Source organism: Paenibacillus sp. ATY16, from assembly GCF_003399985.2.
GTDB classification, from domain to species: Bacteria; Bacillota; Bacilli; order Paenibacillales; family Paenibacillaceae; genus Pristimantibacillus; species Pristimantibacillus glycanilyticus.
The window spans coordinates 236,628-252,340 of record NZ_NMOK02000015.1 but is presented as its reverse complement, the minus strand read 5'-3'; the positions used below and the strand labels follow the sequence as shown (position 1 = coordinate 252,340).

The 15,713-nt window shown below is 53.0% G+C and carries 18 protein-coding genes; all 18 read left to right on the top strand.

What is annotated here, in order from left to right:
• The first annotated feature begins 126 nt into the window (after positions 1-126).
• The 18 genes from CFI03_RS09595 (at position 127) to CFI03_RS09510 (ending at position 15,710) form a co-directional block, all read left to right on the top strand.
• On the top strand, positions 127-471 hold the full coding sequence (locus CFI03_RS09595) for a hypothetical protein (protein ID WP_127496022.1): 345 nt from the start codon (positions 127-129) through the stop codon (positions 469-471).
• 196 nt (positions 472-667) lie between these two features.
• Positions 668-1,117, top strand: coding sequence for a hypothetical protein (locus CFI03_RS09590; protein WP_127496021.1), 450 nt, complete (start codon positions 668-670; stop codon positions 1,115-1,117).
• On the top strand, positions 1,110-1,373 hold the full coding sequence (locus CFI03_RS09585; protein ID WP_127496020.1) for a YqzN/YkzM domain-containing protein: 264 nt from the start codon (positions 1,110-1,112) through the stop codon (positions 1,371-1,373). The genes CFI03_RS09590 and CFI03_RS09585 overlap by 8 nt, the downstream gene beginning before the upstream one ends.
• Position 1,374: 1 nt before the next feature.
• Entirely contained in the window at positions 1,375-2,730 is a 1,356-nt protein-coding gene (locus CFI03_RS09580; protein ID WP_248757207.1) for a phage tail sheath family protein, read from the top strand.
• Between the two features lie 3 nt (positions 2,731-2,733).
• The gene (locus tag CFI03_RS09575) at positions 2,734-3,183 is read left to right on the top strand and encodes a phage tail tube protein (RefSeq protein ID WP_127496018.1); all 450 of its coding nucleotides are present in this window, start codon (positions 2,734-2,736) and stop codon (positions 3,181-3,183) included.
• A gap of 29 nt (positions 3,184-3,212) precedes the next feature.
• Complete coding sequence (locus CFI03_RS09570) at positions 3,213-3,650, top strand: phage tail assembly chaperone (RefSeq protein WP_248757206.1); 438 nt, start codon at positions 3,213-3,215, stop codon at positions 3,648-3,650.
• A gap of 208 nt (positions 3,651-3,858) precedes the next feature.
• Positions 3,859-6,936 (top strand): phage tail protein, encoded by a 3,078-nt coding sequence (locus tag CFI03_RS09565; protein ID WP_248757205.1) that lies wholly within the window; start codon positions 3,859-3,861, stop codon positions 6,934-6,936.
• A complete protein-coding gene (locus CFI03_RS09560; RefSeq protein ID WP_127496015.1) occupies positions 6,926-7,576 on the top strand; it encodes a LysM peptidoglycan-binding domain-containing protein in 651 nt (216 codons plus the stop codon). The genes CFI03_RS09565 and CFI03_RS09560 overlap by 11 nt, the downstream gene beginning before the upstream one ends.
• Positions 7,573-8,535, top strand: coding sequence for an XkdQ/YqbQ family protein (locus CFI03_RS09555; protein ID WP_248757204.1), 963 nt, complete (start codon positions 7,573-7,575; stop codon positions 8,533-8,535). The genes CFI03_RS09560 and CFI03_RS09555 overlap by 4 nt, the downstream gene beginning before the upstream one ends.
• A gap of 25 nt (positions 8,536-8,560) precedes the next feature.
• Positions 8,561-9,049, top strand: a complete 489-nt coding sequence (locus CFI03_RS09550; protein WP_248757203.1) for a DUF2577 family protein — start codon at positions 8,561-8,563, stop codon at positions 9,047-9,049.
• Positions 9,050-9,066: 17 nt separating this feature from the next.
• Positions 9,067-9,525: a DUF2577 family protein gene (locus tag CFI03_RS09545; RefSeq protein WP_127496012.1), complete on the top strand. Its 459-nt coding sequence runs from the start codon at positions 9,067-9,069 to the stop codon at positions 9,523-9,525.
• 25 nt (positions 9,526-9,550) lie between these two features.
• Positions 9,551-9,952: a DUF2634 domain-containing protein gene (locus tag CFI03_RS09540; RefSeq protein ID WP_248757202.1), complete on the top strand. Its 402-nt coding sequence runs from the start codon at positions 9,551-9,553 to the stop codon at positions 9,950-9,952.
• A gap of 1 nt (position 9,953) precedes the next feature.
• A complete protein-coding gene (locus CFI03_RS09535; protein WP_248757201.1) occupies positions 9,954-10,964 on the top strand; it encodes a baseplate J/gp47 family protein in 1,011 nt (336 codons plus the stop codon).
• Entirely contained in the window at positions 10,961-11,692 is a 732-nt protein-coding gene (locus tag CFI03_RS09530) for a hypothetical protein (protein WP_248757200.1), read from the top strand. Before CFI03_RS09535 ends, CFI03_RS09530 begins: the two co-directional genes overlap by 4 nt.
• Before the next feature lie 62 nt (positions 11,693-11,754).
• Positions 11,755-12,270 (top strand): hypothetical protein, encoded by a 516-nt coding sequence (locus CFI03_RS09525; protein WP_248757199.1) that lies wholly within the window; start codon positions 11,755-11,757, stop codon positions 12,268-12,270.
• 11 nt (positions 12,271-12,281) lie between these two features.
• Entirely contained in the window at positions 12,282-14,342 is a 2,061-nt protein-coding gene (locus CFI03_RS09520; protein ID WP_248757198.1) for a DUF4815 domain-containing protein, read from the top strand.
• A gap of 11 nt (positions 14,343-14,353) precedes the next feature.
• Positions 14,354-15,517: a hypothetical protein gene (locus tag CFI03_RS09515; RefSeq protein ID WP_248757197.1), complete on the top strand. Its 1,164-nt coding sequence runs from the start codon at positions 14,354-14,356 to the stop codon at positions 15,515-15,517.
• Between the two features lie 19 nt (positions 15,518-15,536).
• Positions 15,537-15,710, top strand: a complete 174-nt coding sequence (locus CFI03_RS09510) for a hypothetical protein (RefSeq protein ID WP_248757196.1) — start codon at positions 15,537-15,539, stop codon at positions 15,708-15,710.
• Positions 15,711-15,713: the final 3 nt, after the last annotated feature.

Sequence of the window (15,713 nt, the reverse complement as noted above, 5' to 3'; positions counted from 1 at the left end):
TTATAGTCCAAAGGAACTGTTCACAAAACAGAAAATTTTGGTAAAATAGGTATTACCTTTAAATGGATGGTGATGTTCAGATAGGTAAGCTAGCTCATTTTGATTCTGATGGAGGAATGTAATAGCATGCTGCTTGAGGCTCATGTTAAGGTGACGGACTCCGATCGCCGGAAGGTGAAGCAGCTGCTGAAAGCTTACCCGTCAATGAAAGCGGTAGTCGATATTTCCGCGTGGGATCATAGGGTTGACCAAATTGCTGAATATGCCGGAAAATGCAAAGCGATCGAACGGGCGCTGGAGGCGCTGCCTTATGAAGGTAAGGAAATTTTGACCCGGTGTTTTTTTGAGCAGAAGAAAGATAAGTACATATACGAATTTGTGCTGAAGATACCCAAGAGCACTTACGATGTTTACAAATCAAGAGCTGTACATACGATATCCTCCATTTTAAAAGCAGCTAATATGATCTGACAGACGATATGATAACAAAAGCTTCCTGCGGGAGGCTTTTTTTTATTGTCTATAAACGTATTTCGCTTCCTTATAGTCAAAATCTAGGCATTCCTTAGGCGATTTTCATACGCAACTCATACAAGCCATGTACCGAAAATAAGCTCTTCTCCGCTTACACTGGAACAGATTACGTTCATGAAGGGGCTGGTCGATTTTGTTTGCCGACATCTTGTCGATTGCGTCCTTGTGCGGGAAGTTGATCAGCGCCGAGCAGTACATCGGCGATGTGCCGGAGGAGAAAACATTCCCCGCATTGGCCTTTCCTCCACCGAGGGTGGTAGACAGTCCGGGCAACCTGGTGTCGTTCCGCAAGACGTATACGCTGGTCATCAAGGTATTTGAGGAGACCGACAGCAAGGCCTTTATGGCTGCCGAGATTATAGCGGACGGAATCCGGGCTCCCCGTTACCGTGTTCCATGTCTCGCGGAGGATGGATCGTTGACCGGTGAATTTATTCGCGTCGACAAGCTGGATCTGCAGATGGGCGGTACCGGAGAGGCCCAATTAACGCTGGAATGGTCCAGACAGATCAGCTTTGAAAGGGAGACGTACGAGAAAGTAAATACAGTTACGGTTACGGAAAGGATGAAAAGCGATGCCTAGACCTAGAAAAATAGAGGTCCAGCCGCCACCGGCCCAAGTACCCGCGGATGCGCTCGAAAGCGCGCCGGCTGCTGCCGGACTAGAAACGGCGGAGACGCGTTATACGGCGGAAAGCCTGCGACGAAACGCGCGGGAGCTGTTCCGGGTGAATCCGGAAGTGGTTGACGGTGCTTTATACGGAACAAGCGCTCATGAGCTGACCATTGCGGAAGCGCAAGCGCTGATCAAGGCCTATATGCAAAGGGAGGTTCGTTAAGATGGCGGGAGGAACATGGATTCAAGGCGTGGAGAAGGTAAGACCGGGATTGTATATGAACTTCAAAATCGCAGCATTGGAGCGGATCAAATCCGGCGAGCGAGGCACGGTGACGATGCCGCTTGAGCTGAGCTGGGGCCAATCCAAAACCTTTCTGAAGATTGAAACGGACGGCGATGTGCTGGAGCTGCTCGGTTACGATATCAATGATCCCAAAATGATCAAAGTGCGCGAAGCGAAGAAACGGGCAAAGACGCTGCTTCTCTACAGGCTGAATGCCGGCGACCGTGCGAAAGCGACATTTGGCGCGGACTCTAATGTCGTAACGGCAACCGCGATACATACCGGAACAAGAGGCAATGATATTACGATTGCATCGGAGGATGATCCATCCGGAGCCGCGAAAAAGCTGGTTAAGACGCTGGTTAGCGGCCGCGTTGTTGACCAGCAGGTTGTCGGCAGCGCATCCGAGCTTAAAGCGAACGCCTGGGTAACCTTTTCCGGTACGGGGGGCGTAGACAAAACGGCAGGCTCTCCGCTGACAGGCGGTACAAACAGCTCGGTTACCGGCGGGGATCATACGGAGTATCTGGAAGCGACGGAGACACAGCATTTTGACGTTATCGCTTATCCATTCTCGGATGATAATCTGAAAATCTCGTTTATCTCGTTTATTAAACGGATGCGCGAGGAGGAAGGGAAGAAGATTCAAGGCGTGATTGCGTCGCCGGTAAAGGACGGAGCGTTCTCCAATATTTCCGACTATGAAGGAATCGTCAGCGTTGGCAACGGCGTGGTATTGCTGGACGGCACAACGCTAAGCGCGCTGGATGCCGTTGCCTGGGTAGCCGGAGCAACTGCCGGAGCTTCGATCATTCAGTCCAATACGTACAGCGCTTATGAAGGAGCGGTTGACGCCAATCCTCGCCTGAAGAACAGCCAGGTGATCGAAGCGCTTAAGAAAGGCCAATTCGTATTTGTCCATGACGGCGTGAAGGTAAAAGTCGAACAGGACATTAATTCGCTCGTATCTTACTCGCAAACCCGCAACGGCCGTTTCTCGAAAAACCGCGTAGTCCGCGTGCTGGACGCGATTGCGAATGATTTTGCACGGGTCGCCAACGACAGCTATATCGGCAAAATCGATAATAACGGGGATGGCCATGCGCTGCTGAAGGCCGCCGCTAATCAATATTTAAGAGATTTGCAGGATGCCGGCGCGATTCAGAACGTTGATTTCATAAAAGATTTCGAGATCGATACAATCCGTTCGGTTGGCGACGAAGTGTATGTCAATCTTGGCATTCAGCCGGTTGACAGCATGGAGAAATTTTTCTTTACGGTGGAGGTGCGATAATCGATGGCAAAGTTCCGTGCGGATAATACGATTAACGGCCGGGAAGCAAGGCTCTTTATCGACAGTGAGGAAATCGGCTACGCCAAGTCGTTTGAAGCGACAATCGAGAAGAATAAGGTGGATGTGGCGGTTCTCGGCAACCGTTGGCTCGGAAAAAAAACGACCAGCTTAAGCGGCACGGGTACGCTGACGCTTTATAAAGTAACGACGAAGTTCTCCAAAATGCTGCTGGAATACGCAACCTCAGGCAAAGACGTATACTTCACGCTGCAGGGCGTGCTGGACGATCCGGGCTCCGGCCGCGGAACAGAGCGTATTACGCTGCTCAACTGCAATATCGATTCGGTAAAGATCGGGCAGTTCAACGTAGAAGCCGAAGTGCTGGAGGAGGAAATTCCGTTTACCTTCGAAGGTGCCGAAATTCCGGAAGCCCTTAAGGACGGCTTTGAATAATACTCTCTAACTCGGAAGGGGAATGGACCATGACAACAGCAACAAAATCGATGAATGTATTCATGAAGGGCAAGGCGAAGCAGGCGGTCATCGAGGAGATTATCGTATCGCGGCGTTACGAGGACGAGGACGGCAACCCGATACCACTCCGGCTCAAGGCCGTGGACACCAAGCGTATTGAAGAGCTTCAGGACGAGTGTACAGTACCGCAATTCAAAAAAGGCAAAAAAGTCGGCGAAGAAGTCGATTGGAAACGGTTCGCTTGTCGCTTGGCCGTTGAGACAACGGTATATCCGGACTTCCGCGATCAGGAGCTGCTGAGCAGCTACGGCCTGGTAGACCCTTGCGATCTGGTAAAAGAAATCTTGAACGTAGGCGGCGAATACGCCGAGCTGATTCAAGCCGTTCAGCGCGTGAACGGTTTTGACACGGACTTTGAAGAGCTGGTGGATGAAGCAAAAAACTAATCCGCAGTGGCGATTATCATGCGCTGATCTCCCACCGGGTCTGGCAGAAGCATCATCTCCCCCCGCAGGAGCTTTGGCAGATGGATGATTACCACCGCGCTTTTATTTATGCCTCCGAGTTTACGGAGATGGAAGCGGAACGAAAGGCTGCGCGCGCGCAGGGCCGCAAATAGCCCATGCAAGCGGGAGAGGAAGGAGGCGGTTATGAATGGCAGCCGCAGCCGCACTGACAGGTACGGGTTTTAAACTGGCACTCAAAAAAGGCGCAAAGAAAAAAGGGGCCTCCGTTTTTCTGAACAGCTTTAAATCCTTCAAAAAGCAAGGCCTCGGCAAGCAGGCGGTGCAGGCCCTCTTCGGGAAGAAGACGGCCGCTAAGCCTCCTGCCGGGGCCGAAGAGAAGAAGCCAACCTTCGCCGATCATCTGAAGAGCATGCAGGAGGTGTTCGGCGGCGTAGGCGAACAGCTGAAAAGCTTTGGGACCGCTACCGTTGGGGCAGCTGCTGACCTGGAAACCGACAGGATTGGCTTCGACTTTGTGGTCAGTAAGCTGAAGCCGCCTGGGGGGAAGGGCGGGAAAGGGAAGGGAGCGGCAAGCGCGGCTGCGCTTCAGAAATCCTTTGCCGATTATTGGACAGCGCTCCGGGATAATGCCCAGACATCCGCGTTCTCGGCTAATGATGTACTGAAAGGCGGTACGGAGGCCATCAAGCTGACCAAAGGCGATACGGGAAAGGCGATGCAGCTGGTTAAGCTGGCGGAGGATATGGCGGGCTTTAACCCCGGCAAGACTGTCGCCGAAGCCATGGAAGCGATAGAAGCCGCGAACGGCAAAGATTATAAGAAGCTGGAGGAATTCGGCTTCGAATTCAAAAAGGGCAGCTGGAACAAGTTCCTGACGGATGCAGGCAAATGGTTTGATGGCGGCTCCAAAAAGCTGAACGAATCGGCAAGCGGCATGTGGGAGATCGTGACGGAAGGTCTTAAGGGCTCCCTGCAAAATGCGGGGGTTGCCGCGCTGGATCAGGTGAAGCCGATTATGCAGAAGCTTGTAACCTGGCTTACGAACGGCGGCTTCAAGAAGCTGGAGAATATAGCGGCCAAGACCGTTGATGTCTTGGTGAAGAGCTTCCTATGGCTTGCCGACGTGCTGGGTCCGGTATTTGGCTGGCTGGAAAAGGCACTCGACTGGTTAAGTGCCAACTTTGATTCGTTACGGCCTGTACTGAATGGACTTATCGCGGCATTCGCTGCTTTTACGGTTATCTCTACCGTTGCTTCTATCATTTCGGGGATAGGCGTCTTTATTGGCCTCTTATCCAATCCGATCTTCTGGGTGGTTGCCGCCATTGGTCTGCTTACGGCAGCCTGGACGGGCAACTGGGGTGGCATTCAAGACAAGACCAAGGCGGCTATCGCCTGGATTGTGTCTGCCTATAAGGGATTTGTTCAATCCATGAAGCAGTTTATCGCGGATACCAAGCAGCTGTTCTCCGATCTTGGCGCCTGGATGAACCAGCTATGGTCGAATGCCGTAAGCGGCGTACAGCAGTTTGTGAACCAGCTGGTAACGGGAACGATTACCCGTTGGAACAAACTCGTCAGCACGGTTACGCAGCTTGGCGCGCAGCTGCAAGCCTGGCTGACCCAAACCTGGAGCAATATCGTATCGGTGACGACGCAACTGCTCTCGCAGGTCTGGCAGGCGGTCAGCACAGCCTTCCAATCCGTATGGGCAACCGTTTCCGGCGTCATGATGCGAATCTTCCAATTCTACGCGCTTATCTGGAACGGAATGGTGAAGATCGTCGCCGGAGCGGGGTCCTTTATTATCAATACCGTCCGTTCCGCCTTCCAGTCGGTGAGCGGCATCATCACCTCCGCTTTTGACACCATCGTTGGGATCGGGCAGGCGGCGATGGATATGCTGCGGGGCATTTTCAAGGGCGTATGGCAGGGAGCGTCCGGCGATCACCAAGGAGCCGTACAGACGATCCGGAACGCGGTTATGGGAGCAATCGGCAAAGTAGGCAGCCTGCTCGCCGGCTTTGCCTCGAAATCGGTGAATTACGCCAAAGCCTTCGTATACGGTTATGTGTCCGGGCTTGGTCAACTCTATCAGACCGTAAAAAGCGCAGTAATGCCGGTATGGCAAATCGTCACGCAGGTTTGGGGTACCATCTCAAGCTTTGTCGCATCGGCTGTCCAAACCGCCTGGTCGGCCATTCAAAAGGCATGGGATTCAATATCCGCTTTTGTTGTGAATGCCTTCCATACGGCCACTGATGCGATCCGTCGGGGCTTCTGGAGCATGATCGGCTTTGTGAAGACGGCCGTTCAAGCGATCAAGCAATGGCTGGACATGGCCATTGCGGCAGCTATTGCCTTTGCGATACAAAGCTTTCATTCGTTTGTCGACTTTATGAAAGCCGCGGGGCCGGCAATCGTCGATTTTATCAAACGAACCTTTGAAGCGGTTATCGAAGCCTCCGTTAAAGCTTTCTTTACGGTGGTGGACACTTTGGAATCGGCTATGGGGGCACTGTGGTCGGTCATTACAAACACGATGACGGCGATTAAAAGCTTTTTTATCGAAACTTGGGGCATTGTCTCCGCGGCTGTCGTGAGCGCCTTTACAACGATGTACAACTGGGCGGCCAGCACGCTCACTGCTCTATGGGGGGTCATATCTCCCGTACTGACAGGCATCGGCGAATTTACCGCTTTGATGTGGGGAATCGTTGTTGGCGCCTTTGCGTGGGGAGTGCGAATCGTCTATGACCTGATGAACGGCTTCGTTCAGCAGGCGATGTCCTTCGGAACACAGTTTATGGAAAGTCTCATTCAAGGCTTCCAATCGATGTGGGGAACGCTTGTCCAGACGGTTCAGCAAATATGGGATTCGGTCAAGTCGATCTTTGGCAGCGCCACGGCAACGGTGAATATGGCGGTAACGCCTATTAACGGCAGCCACCTGAACGGCTTGAACCGGGTACCTTTCAACGGCTACATTGCCGAGCTCCACCAAGGCGAGATGGTGCTCACCTCGGAGCAGGCGAATCAGTACCGCGGCGGTCAGCTTTCGACCGAACAGCAAAGCGCGATGCTTCAGCCTTACAGCCCTTCCGGCGGAGGCTCGGTGAACAATTCGAAGTCGGTTGAAATTGCGAACCTGGTTGGCGAGATCCATGTGCATGACGAGGCGGACGAGAACCGTTTTATCGACAAGCTGAAACGGATGCTGGAAGAGGATTTATTAACGGAAGGAGAAGGCGTGTATGCCGGTTGAGTTCTGGTTCACCTATAACAACGGAGCGGAATCGCTGTGGCTGCCCGTCAATCCTTCCGAGCTGAAGGTGACGGCAGGCTCCGCGAATGAAACGGTAACCGTTCAGGGACTTGGACAGGTGACGGTCATTCAGGATCCGGTGCTGAAGACCTACGAATTCTCCTCCCATTTTCCCCAGCATTACGGTCCGTATTGCGCTTACAAGGATATTCCTCCTCCCAAGAAATGCGTCGACCAGCTTGAAACCTGGAAGTTCAGCGGCTTTCCCGTCCAGTTCGTCATTATTAATCCCGAAGGGCAGAAGCTGACCGTAGCGGTAACGATCGAGTCGCTGTCCTACCGAGAGATTGCCGGCGATATCGGCAGCATCTATTATGATCTGTCTCTTCGGGAGTTCAAGTATACAAAGCCTCGCGCGATCGAGACCAAGGAAGAGAACGGGCAAAAGGTTGCGGAGATCAGCAGCAAGGGGCAGCGGCCGAACCAGACCGTAAAGCCTGCCTCCTATACCGTCAAAAAAGGCGATACGTTATGGGCCATCGACCGGATGGTTGGGGTGCCTTACGAGAAGATAGCCGCGGCCAACGGCATTAAACCGCCCTATACCATCTATCCGAACCAAGTGCTGGTGATTCCATGATCCGGGTCATGCTTGTCGACAACGGCAAAACAACGGATGTTACTACTCTGATAGAAACGGTGGAATGGTCCGGCAGCTCGCAAAAGGCGGTACGGAAGCTGTCGGTCAGCCTGCTTTTTGCCAAGGAAGGCGGGGCCAGCCCTTCGATGGTCTCTAACGGAACCGGCATTATGCTCCACGACGGGGAAGAGGAGCTGTTCCGCGGGATTGTCTTTAACGCCGAATACAAGCCCGGGAAGCTAAGCCTGACCGCCTACGATCAGCTGATCTATCTCTCGAACAACAAGGATTCTTATGTGTTCAAGAGCATGAAGGCTTCGGCAATATTAAATAAGCTGTGCACGGATTTTTCCATTCCGGCCGGTACCATTGAAGACACGGATTATGTCATCTCCTACCTGGTATGCGATGAGGAGACCTTGTTCGATATGGTGAAAAAAGCGCTTGCGATCACTTACCGGCAGAAAGGCATCCGCTACTCGCTGTATTCCAGGGAAGGAAAAGTGCAGCTCGTGCCTTACAAGAAAAACAGCCGCAACTGGGTCATCGAGACCGGTATCAACCTTATCGATTATTCGTACGGCGAATCCATTGAAGAGACAGTGACGAAGGTGAAGCTCCAGGGCGGCGAAGAGAAGCAGACCATTATTGCCACCGCGGAGAACAAATCCCTGCAGAAGCAATTTGGCGTCCTTCAGCATTACGAGAAGGTGAAGGAAAAGCAGAACCGCGCGCAGCTCCAGGAAGCGGCGGATCTCTTGCTCGCTGAGAAGGGGAAAGTCAAGAAATCGCTTAAGCTTGACGAGGTTATCGGGATATCCGAGGTCATCGCCGGTACCGCTATCGTGGTGAAGGTGCCGGAGCTTGGCATTGAGCAGACGTATGCCGTAGAGGAAGACAATCATCATTTTAACGGGCGTTATCACAAGATGTCCTTGACCTTAACCGGGATGACCTGAATGGAAGGAAAGCAGGTGAACCGCAGTGTCGCTGGGGGAACTGATCAGGCAGCACAGCATGAAGAGCGCCAGGTCGCTGAAGATGCTGGAGCTCATGGAGGCCGAAGTCACGAAGGCTCCGCCGGATCTTGCGATCAAGCTGAAAGGCAGCGATAAGCTGATTATTCCGAAAGAGCTGATCGTCGTCGCCGAGCATTTATGCGAGGTGAAGCAGCAAATCAATCTGCATGCGGACGGCCAGACGGAGGTAGGGAAGCAATCTTTTGAAATGACCATTACGGAAGTGCCGCACACGGTGCCGCCTCCTACTCCCGATACATCTCCCCATGGTCATCCAAAAACGATGCTTGAGGTAGCTTTGACGAATAAGAGTTTTGACCTGAAGGAAGGCGAGCTTCACTACATTAATGACGACAAGAAGGATGATCTATTGCAAAAGGGCGACAAAGTTATGGTGATGACCTTTGAGGGCGGGCAGAAGTTTTTCATCATCGACCGGATTGTCCAATATTAACGAAGGCAGGTGCATCCATGTCGCTTGGTGACTTGATTAAACAGCATAGCGTCAAAAGCATACAGGCGATGAAGCTGCCGGAGCTGATGGAAGCCGAGGTTGTCTCGGACCCTCCCGATTTGAAGATCAAGCTGAAGGGCAGCGACAAGCTGATTATTCCGAAGGAGCTGATCGTGGTTGCCGAGAGGCTGTGCCGCGTCAAGCGCAAGGTGAATCTGACGAACAGCGGAGCGACAACGATTGGCGCGCAGACCTTTAGCGGTAATACGGAAAATTCGCCTACCTTCGCGCACGTCCATCCCTACTCCGTTGAGGTTAGCCTCAAGGATCGGGATTTCACCTTGAAGGAAGGAGAAATCCATTACATCAATGACGACAAGAAGGATGATCTGCTTAAAAAAGGCGACAAGGTGATGGTGATTACCTTCGAGGGCGGGCAGAAGTTTTTTATTTTCGACCGAATGGTTACCTATTAATCGATGATGGGAAGGCGGAGAGTAAATGGGGCTTACCCCCGATATCGGGTTTCCGGATGTTATCGTGAAGAAAAAGTCGGTCTTGCGCACCTACAGTCTTGATCTCGAGACGGGCGAAATCGGCCGGCAAATCGATGGACTTGGTGCCATTAAGCAGTTTATACATAAAGCGATTCAAACGATCCGCTTTGCTTATCCCATCTATTCGCGGGACTATGGGTGCGAGGTGCAGCTGATGCTGGGCAAGGCTTATACGCAAGGTTTTATTCAAGTAGAGATGAGCCGGATGATAACGGAAGCTCTTATCTATGATGAGCGAATTAACCGTGTCTATGATTTCGAGATTGCCTGGGAGAACGACGAAGTGAAAGCTGCTTTCAAGGTTGATTCAACGTCGGGTTTGATCCGGTACGAAGGAGTGTTGTAGCTTGGTCGGTACAAATACGCTTAGCTTCGAGTCGAAGCTGCAGCAGCTGCTGGACCGGGTGGATAACGGGCTGGACAAAAGCGAAGGCTCCATTATCTACGATGCGCTTGCGCCCATCGCCATGCAGCTATGGATTGAGGAAAGCAAGTTCCGCAGCATACTGGAGCAGGCTTTCGCCGTAACGGCAGAGGGGCGTTTTCTCGATTTAATCGCGAAGGATTACGGTCTTGACCGGACGCCGGCTGCGGCAGCTTGGGTCGAATTGACGTTTACCGGTATCCCGGATGCGGTTATTCCGGAAGGGACAACCGTCGGGATCGAGAACTCGGATATCTCCTTTGCTACGACCGCGGAGGCGGTTATCGGAAGCCAAGGGAAAACAACGGTGACGGCGCGGTGCAAGCAGCCCGGTGTAATCGGCAATGTAAAAGCGGATACGATCCGTCTCTTATTCGATCCGGTCAAGGATATTTGGACGGTTAACCATATAGCTCCGGCTGCAGGCGGCTTGAACCAGGAATCGGATGAATCCCTTCGCGGCCGTATTTTGTATCAGAAGCGGAATCCCGAGCATGGCGGAACCGAATCGGATTACAAGCGCTGGGCATTGTCCGTTACCGGCGTAACCTACGCGGAGGCGATCAACTTCGGCCGCGGATTAGGTACGGTGGATGTTGTCGTTGGCGCGGACGGCGATCTGGAGCATGTGTGCCTCGAGGTTCAGAAGCTGATCGAGCTGAAAAAACCGCTTGGGGTGGATGTCATCGTGAAGCCGGTTATTCCGGAGCCGATGACCGTAAAAGCGAAGGTAATCGGGCTAAATGAAGCAACGGCGAAAAATGCCGTATACGCCTACTTGAGAACGGTCGACATCGGCGGAACGATTTATCTGTCCAAGATTGTCGCGGCTCTTATTGCGGCGGGGGCGGAGGATGCCTCCATTCTTGAGCCCATAGCCAATCTGGAGCTGCCGATTGACCGGAGCCTTCAGGCGGAGGTGATTATCGTATGACCTCGCCGCTTATTCAATATTTGCCTGATTATTATCACGAGAGCAGGCAGATGAACGCGATTATGGATGCAGCGGCGCCGGATATTCCTAATGTGGAAGGGCGGCTGCTGCATTCGTTGTTTCTGTCCGAATCCCCGGACGAGTGGCTTTATTTGTGGAAGCAAGAGCTGCAGGAGGAAGAACGGGAGGCGCTGCTTGCCAAGCTGCGCTCTTCCGGAACGTTAAATCGGGAGACCATTGATGCGCTTGGCCTGTCGGCGCTCGAGACGTTCCGGTTAAGCCCGGATGACGGTTATACCTTATCGGGCGACGATGCGATGTTTCCGGACGGCGAGTTTTTTGGACCTTTAATAACAGCGATCTATGTCAATCCGGATCAGGTCGAGGTTGTCCGCAAGCTGATTCAGATAAGCGGATTTGCGGGTTTCAAGTATTGGCTCGCCGTTATGCTGAAACAAACGGTGAAGCTGGACATTGCGAAGGCGGGAACGCTTCGCAGCTTGTATCCGGGGCCGGACCGGGAAACGAAGCTGAACTATGAAGAGGTCAGCGGGTATAAGGTAAGCACGGGATTTGCGACGGCGATTTATACAGGCAGCAGCAAGGCAGAGGCAGAGCGGGGGGCGTGGTGGTCGCCGGGCGTATTCTTCACCGATGAGCTGTACTTTACGGAAAAGGAGCTGCGGATACAGCAATCCGCTGTTACCATAGCTCCGGCAAATCCATAGGAAATGCTTACGCGTAAGAATTATCGCGGAGAACGCGATATTCTTTTTAGGAGGAATCTAACATGGGAGTCAGTTACACGGCGTCGGTTGCCGGGATGCGGGCGTTTCAGGCGCTTCATCTCGTCCGCACCGACAATATATGGATCGGAATCGGCAGGCAGTCACCATGGAATGAGACCGACACGGTACCCGAGGTATCGGGCTCCTCGCTGCTTAATGAACCGATCGGCTACAAGAAGGCGGAGAAGGTACGTTTTGTTATCCCTGACCCTGAGGGGGACATTATCCAATTTGATCAGCGTTGGAAAATAATCTCCGAAGAGGAAGCGGTGTCCGGCCTTGTCCGTTGGGTGTATGTAGCGGCCTGGATTACCGGAACGGAGCTTCCGGCCGTCAGCTATCGGCAAAGCGCTATCGTAACGGATTTGCAGCTGGCGGAAACGACTTTGCCCGGCAAGCTTGCCGTTACCGCGGAGGAAGTCAGCAGCCACGGTTATGCTCTGGTCGTCAACAACCGCTCGCCGATTCACCGGACGGAGGATCAGCGGGAATATCTCGAATTTATCGTAGAGTTCTAGGAGGAACGTTCATGAGCATATACAACCGTTTCGCCCCGGACAAACGCTGGATCGCTCTGCAGGCGCAAAGCGGCAGACGTTTGCAGTCGGCCGAATTAAACGAGATCCAGTCGCTTTCCCTATACCGGGATAAGCGGATGGGCGACGTTATTTTTGGCTCGGGCCATATTATCGAAGGCGGACAAATTTATGTCCAGGATGACAAGAAAAAGGTCATTATTTTTCCCGCAACCGTCTACTTCGACGGCGTTATCCACGATATCGGAGAAAGGATCATTCCGCTTACGGGTCATGGGGAAGAGATCATCGGCCTTAAAATTACATATACAACCATCACCTATGAAATGCAGAAAGAGCTGCTGGATCCGGCTGTAGGCTATGCGAATTTCGGTTCGCCGGGGATGGACCGTCTGGTGGCAACGCCGGAATGGGTGTTGAACGACGCAGCCGCTATTCCGATGTACCGGCTGGCTGACGGGGAAGTCGTTACGGCCAAGGTCCCCCCGGAGCTGGAAGGCTTTACGCCTGTTCTTGCCAGAAGAACTTACGATGCAAGCGGTAGCTTCCTGGTATCGGGGATGGACGGGTTTATCGAGCCGGCGGAAGGCGATAATGTAACGCTGGTCATTGAAGCGGGCAAAGCATATGTGCTTGGGTACGAGATTAATAGACTGGTTCCGACCCGGATCAAGCTGAAGAAGTCGCTCGATTCGCGCAGAGTATCGGATGAGGTGAAAACCTTCGTTGCCGGTACGACCCGTTATTCGCTGAACAGCAAGCCGGTAAAGGCCATTCAGGAAATTACCGCCAGGGTGCAATTGCCGGGTATCGGCATAACGAGAGGCGGTTCATCCCTGCAGGATGCGCTTCCCGCGGATGCCGTCGTTGATATTGTGAGCATCGTTCAAGGGACAAAAACCTATGCGAAAGGCAAAGATTATCAGCTTACCGAGAATAGCGTTGACTGGTCCATAGGCACAGCCCGGCCTGCTATCGGCGAGACGTACAGCGTGACCTTTGAATATATGAAGCAGATGGCGCAGGGCACGGACTACAAGCTGGAGGCCGGTAAAAATGAAGTCACCTGGCTGGGCGGCGATCTTCCGGTTGCCGGCTCGATCTTTAACGTGACCTACGATTACTATTTATCCCGTAAAGACGCGTTCTATTTGACCGCTGACGGGCAGATCCGGATTGTAACCGGGCAATCGGACGTTCACCCGCCTTCGCCGCCTGTTCCGCCGGATGTGCTGGAGTTGGGCGAGCTGCAATTTCCGCCGGCTAGCTCCGACGTTGTTGTCGTGAACAACAAGCCGAAACGGCTGACGATGCTTGAGCTTCGCTCCCTGCTGGATCGCCTCGAGAGGGCGGAGTATAACCAGGCGATGCTGGAGCTGGACCGTACGGCGCAAATTTCGGATCCGGCTACGTTTAAGAAAGGCTTTTTTACCGATAACTTCACGAACTTTGAACGTGCCGACCTCGAGAGAGGCTTCGATGCCATGATTGACCCGTCGAACCAAACGCTGCAGCTCCCGGTGAACCAGCTTTTCTTTGAAATGGAAGTCGAAAGTCTCGATTCGGTACATCAGCATGAACGCCTCTTAACCCTTGAGTATGCGGAGCAGCTCATCATCGATCAGAGCTATGGAACAGAAGCGCTTAACGTCAATCCGTATCAGGTGTTTGGCTCCCAGGCCACGATCCGGCTGACGCCTTCCCAGGATTCCTGGGTGGAGACATCTTACATTTACCAGACGGTTTGGGGCTGGTGGGATGCGTGGTGGACCGGCAACCGGACGGAGACCCGCGTCATTCTGGACGAGAATATTCCGTTTATCCGTCAGCGGGTTGTTACGGTCTACGGCGAAGGCTTTGAGCCAAACAGCAATAATCTGCAGGCCACCTTTGACGGCGTGGACGTAGCGCTGGCTCCGGTTAATGGCTTTGAGGCGGGAACAAAGCAGGGGACGATAAAGGCTAATGGCGCAGGCAAATTTGCCGCGACCTTTGCCATTCCGCCGAATATCCGGACAGGTACGAGGGAAGTCCGTATTTTTAACTATGTGTAGGAGGGGTAGAAGTGGCACAGATTCAAAATGAATCAAGAACCTCTTATGTTGGCGTCGGCCGCAAGCAGATTATCGAGCAGACCTTCTGGCAGGTGCCCTGGTGGAATCAGATTGATCCGCTCGCTCAAACCTTTTTGCTGCCGGAGGAGCGGATCGTTACAAGCATAGAGCTCTTTTTCGAAACAAGGGACTTGGATGCATCGGGAGGCAGCGCTTATAAGGCCAAGCCGGTTACGGTACAGCTTCGCAACGTGGTGAACGGTTATCCGGGAACAACCGTCCTCGCCTCCAAAGTGCTGGAAGCCAGCTCGGTAAAAGTATCGCTGAAGGGCGACGTGCCGACCAAGTTTGCGTTCAGCGATCCGGTACTTCTTCAGGCCAATGTGGAATATGCCGTAGTGGTGCTGACAGGCTCAAGCCAATATCGGGTTTTTGTTGCAAAAATGTCCGGGAAGGATCTCGCGAGCGGCAATATCGTCTCGCGTCAGCCGTATACCGTTGGATTGCTTTTCTCAAGCTCCAACGCTACGGCTTGGACCCCTCATCAGGATATGGATTTGAAGTTCCGCCTGTACGCAGCGGAGTTCAAGAAGCCGACCGGAATTCTGAATTTCGGAAAGCTGCCGCTGCCGATTGCCGTCTCCCAGCTGCTGCTCTCGACAAGCCAGGTGGTTCCGCAAGGCAGCAATCTGCAATGGCAGTGGTCGTTGGACCGAGCAAGTTGGTATGCGCTTAACGATGCGGGAGTAACCGCACTTGGAGCGATGACCAAGGATGTTTATGTTCGGGCTTTGCTGTCGGGCAATGCAAAGAGCTCGCCGGTCATCCAGACCGGCGCGATTGGTGCCGGGGCTTTGTCCTATAAAGCAAACGGAACGTATGTCAGCAAGGAGTGGTTCACGAACGAGACGTTTACGAAAATTACCGTCTACGTTGACTTTCATACGCCGTCAGGTACTTCGCAAAACGTGGAATACAGCGTTGACGGGGCAGCGACTTGGGTGGCTTTCCCTACGGGGAAGGTAAGCCAGCAGTTAGGCGTCTATACGCAATTTAAATATGAAGCAACGGTTACAGCCTCGCAGAAGGTCCGGATTCGCATTAAACAATCGAATTCGGTAAACAGCCAGGCGGAGACGCCGCGGGCCAAGCGGCTGATGGTGACTTTAACTTAGGAGGAGCGGGGGAGTAGCGATGAGCAAGACGAACCGAATCAATCTGGATCCGGCTGCCCCGGACAGCTTATATGCCGGTGCGCAGAAGGTGAATCAGGCGCTTGATGAAACGGAAGAGCAACTGGAGCAGCTGAAGAAGGAATTGAACGTGAAAATAAGCAACGCGCTTTGCCTGCATTGGATGGGAGGATAGCAT

What these genes read in the sequence shown, in the direction of transcription:
- CFI03_RS09555 (WP_248757204.1), top strand. Translation starts at nt 7,573, where the DNA reads ATGATCCGGGTCATGCTTGTCGACAACGGCAAAACAACGGATGTTACT.
- CFI03_RS09575 (WP_127496018.1), top strand. Translation starts at nt 2,734, where the DNA reads ATGGCAAAGTTCCGTGCGGATAATACGATTAACGGCCGGGAAGCAAGG.
- CFI03_RS09565 (WP_248757205.1), top strand. Translation starts at nt 3,859, where the DNA reads ATGGCAGCCGCAGCCGCACTGACAGGTACGGGTTTTAAACTGGCACTC.
- CFI03_RS09595 (WP_127496022.1), top strand. Translation starts at nt 127, where the DNA reads ATGCTGCTTGAGGCTCATGTTAAGGTGACGGACTCCGATCGCCGGAAG.
- CFI03_RS09560 (WP_127496015.1), top strand. Translation starts at nt 6,926, where the DNA reads ATGCCGGTTGAGTTCTGGTTCACCTATAACAACGGAGCGGAATCGCTG.
- CFI03_RS09585 (WP_127496020.1), top strand. Translation starts at nt 1,110, where the DNA reads ATGCCTAGACCTAGAAAAATAGAGGTCCAGCCGCCACCGGCCCAAGTA.
- CFI03_RS09525 (WP_248757199.1), top strand. Translation starts at nt 11,755, where the DNA reads ATGGGAGTCAGTTACACGGCGTCGGTTGCCGGGATGCGGGCGTTTCAG.
- CFI03_RS09510 (WP_248757196.1), top strand. Translation starts at nt 15,537, where the DNA reads ATGAGCAAGACGAACCGAATCAATCTGGATCCGGCTGCCCCGGACAGC.
- CFI03_RS09545 (WP_127496012.1), top strand. Translation starts at nt 9,067, where the DNA reads ATGTCGCTTGGTGACTTGATTAAACAGCATAGCGTCAAAAGCATACAG.
- CFI03_RS09580 (WP_248757207.1), top strand. Translation starts at nt 1,375, where the DNA reads ATGGCGGGAGGAACATGGATTCAAGGCGTGGAGAAGGTAAGACCGGGA.
- CFI03_RS09520 (WP_248757198.1), top strand. Translation starts at nt 12,282, where the DNA reads ATGAGCATATACAACCGTTTCGCCCCGGACAAACGCTGGATCGCTCTG.
- CFI03_RS09570 (WP_248757206.1), top strand. Translation starts at nt 3,213, where the DNA reads ATGACAACAGCAACAAAATCGATGAATGTATTCATGAAGGGCAAGGCG.
- CFI03_RS09540 (WP_248757202.1), top strand. Translation starts at nt 9,551, where the DNA reads ATGGGGCTTACCCCCGATATCGGGTTTCCGGATGTTATCGTGAAGAAA.
- CFI03_RS09530 (WP_248757200.1), top strand. Translation starts at nt 10,961, where the DNA reads ATGACCTCGCCGCTTATTCAATATTTGCCTGATTATTATCACGAGAGC.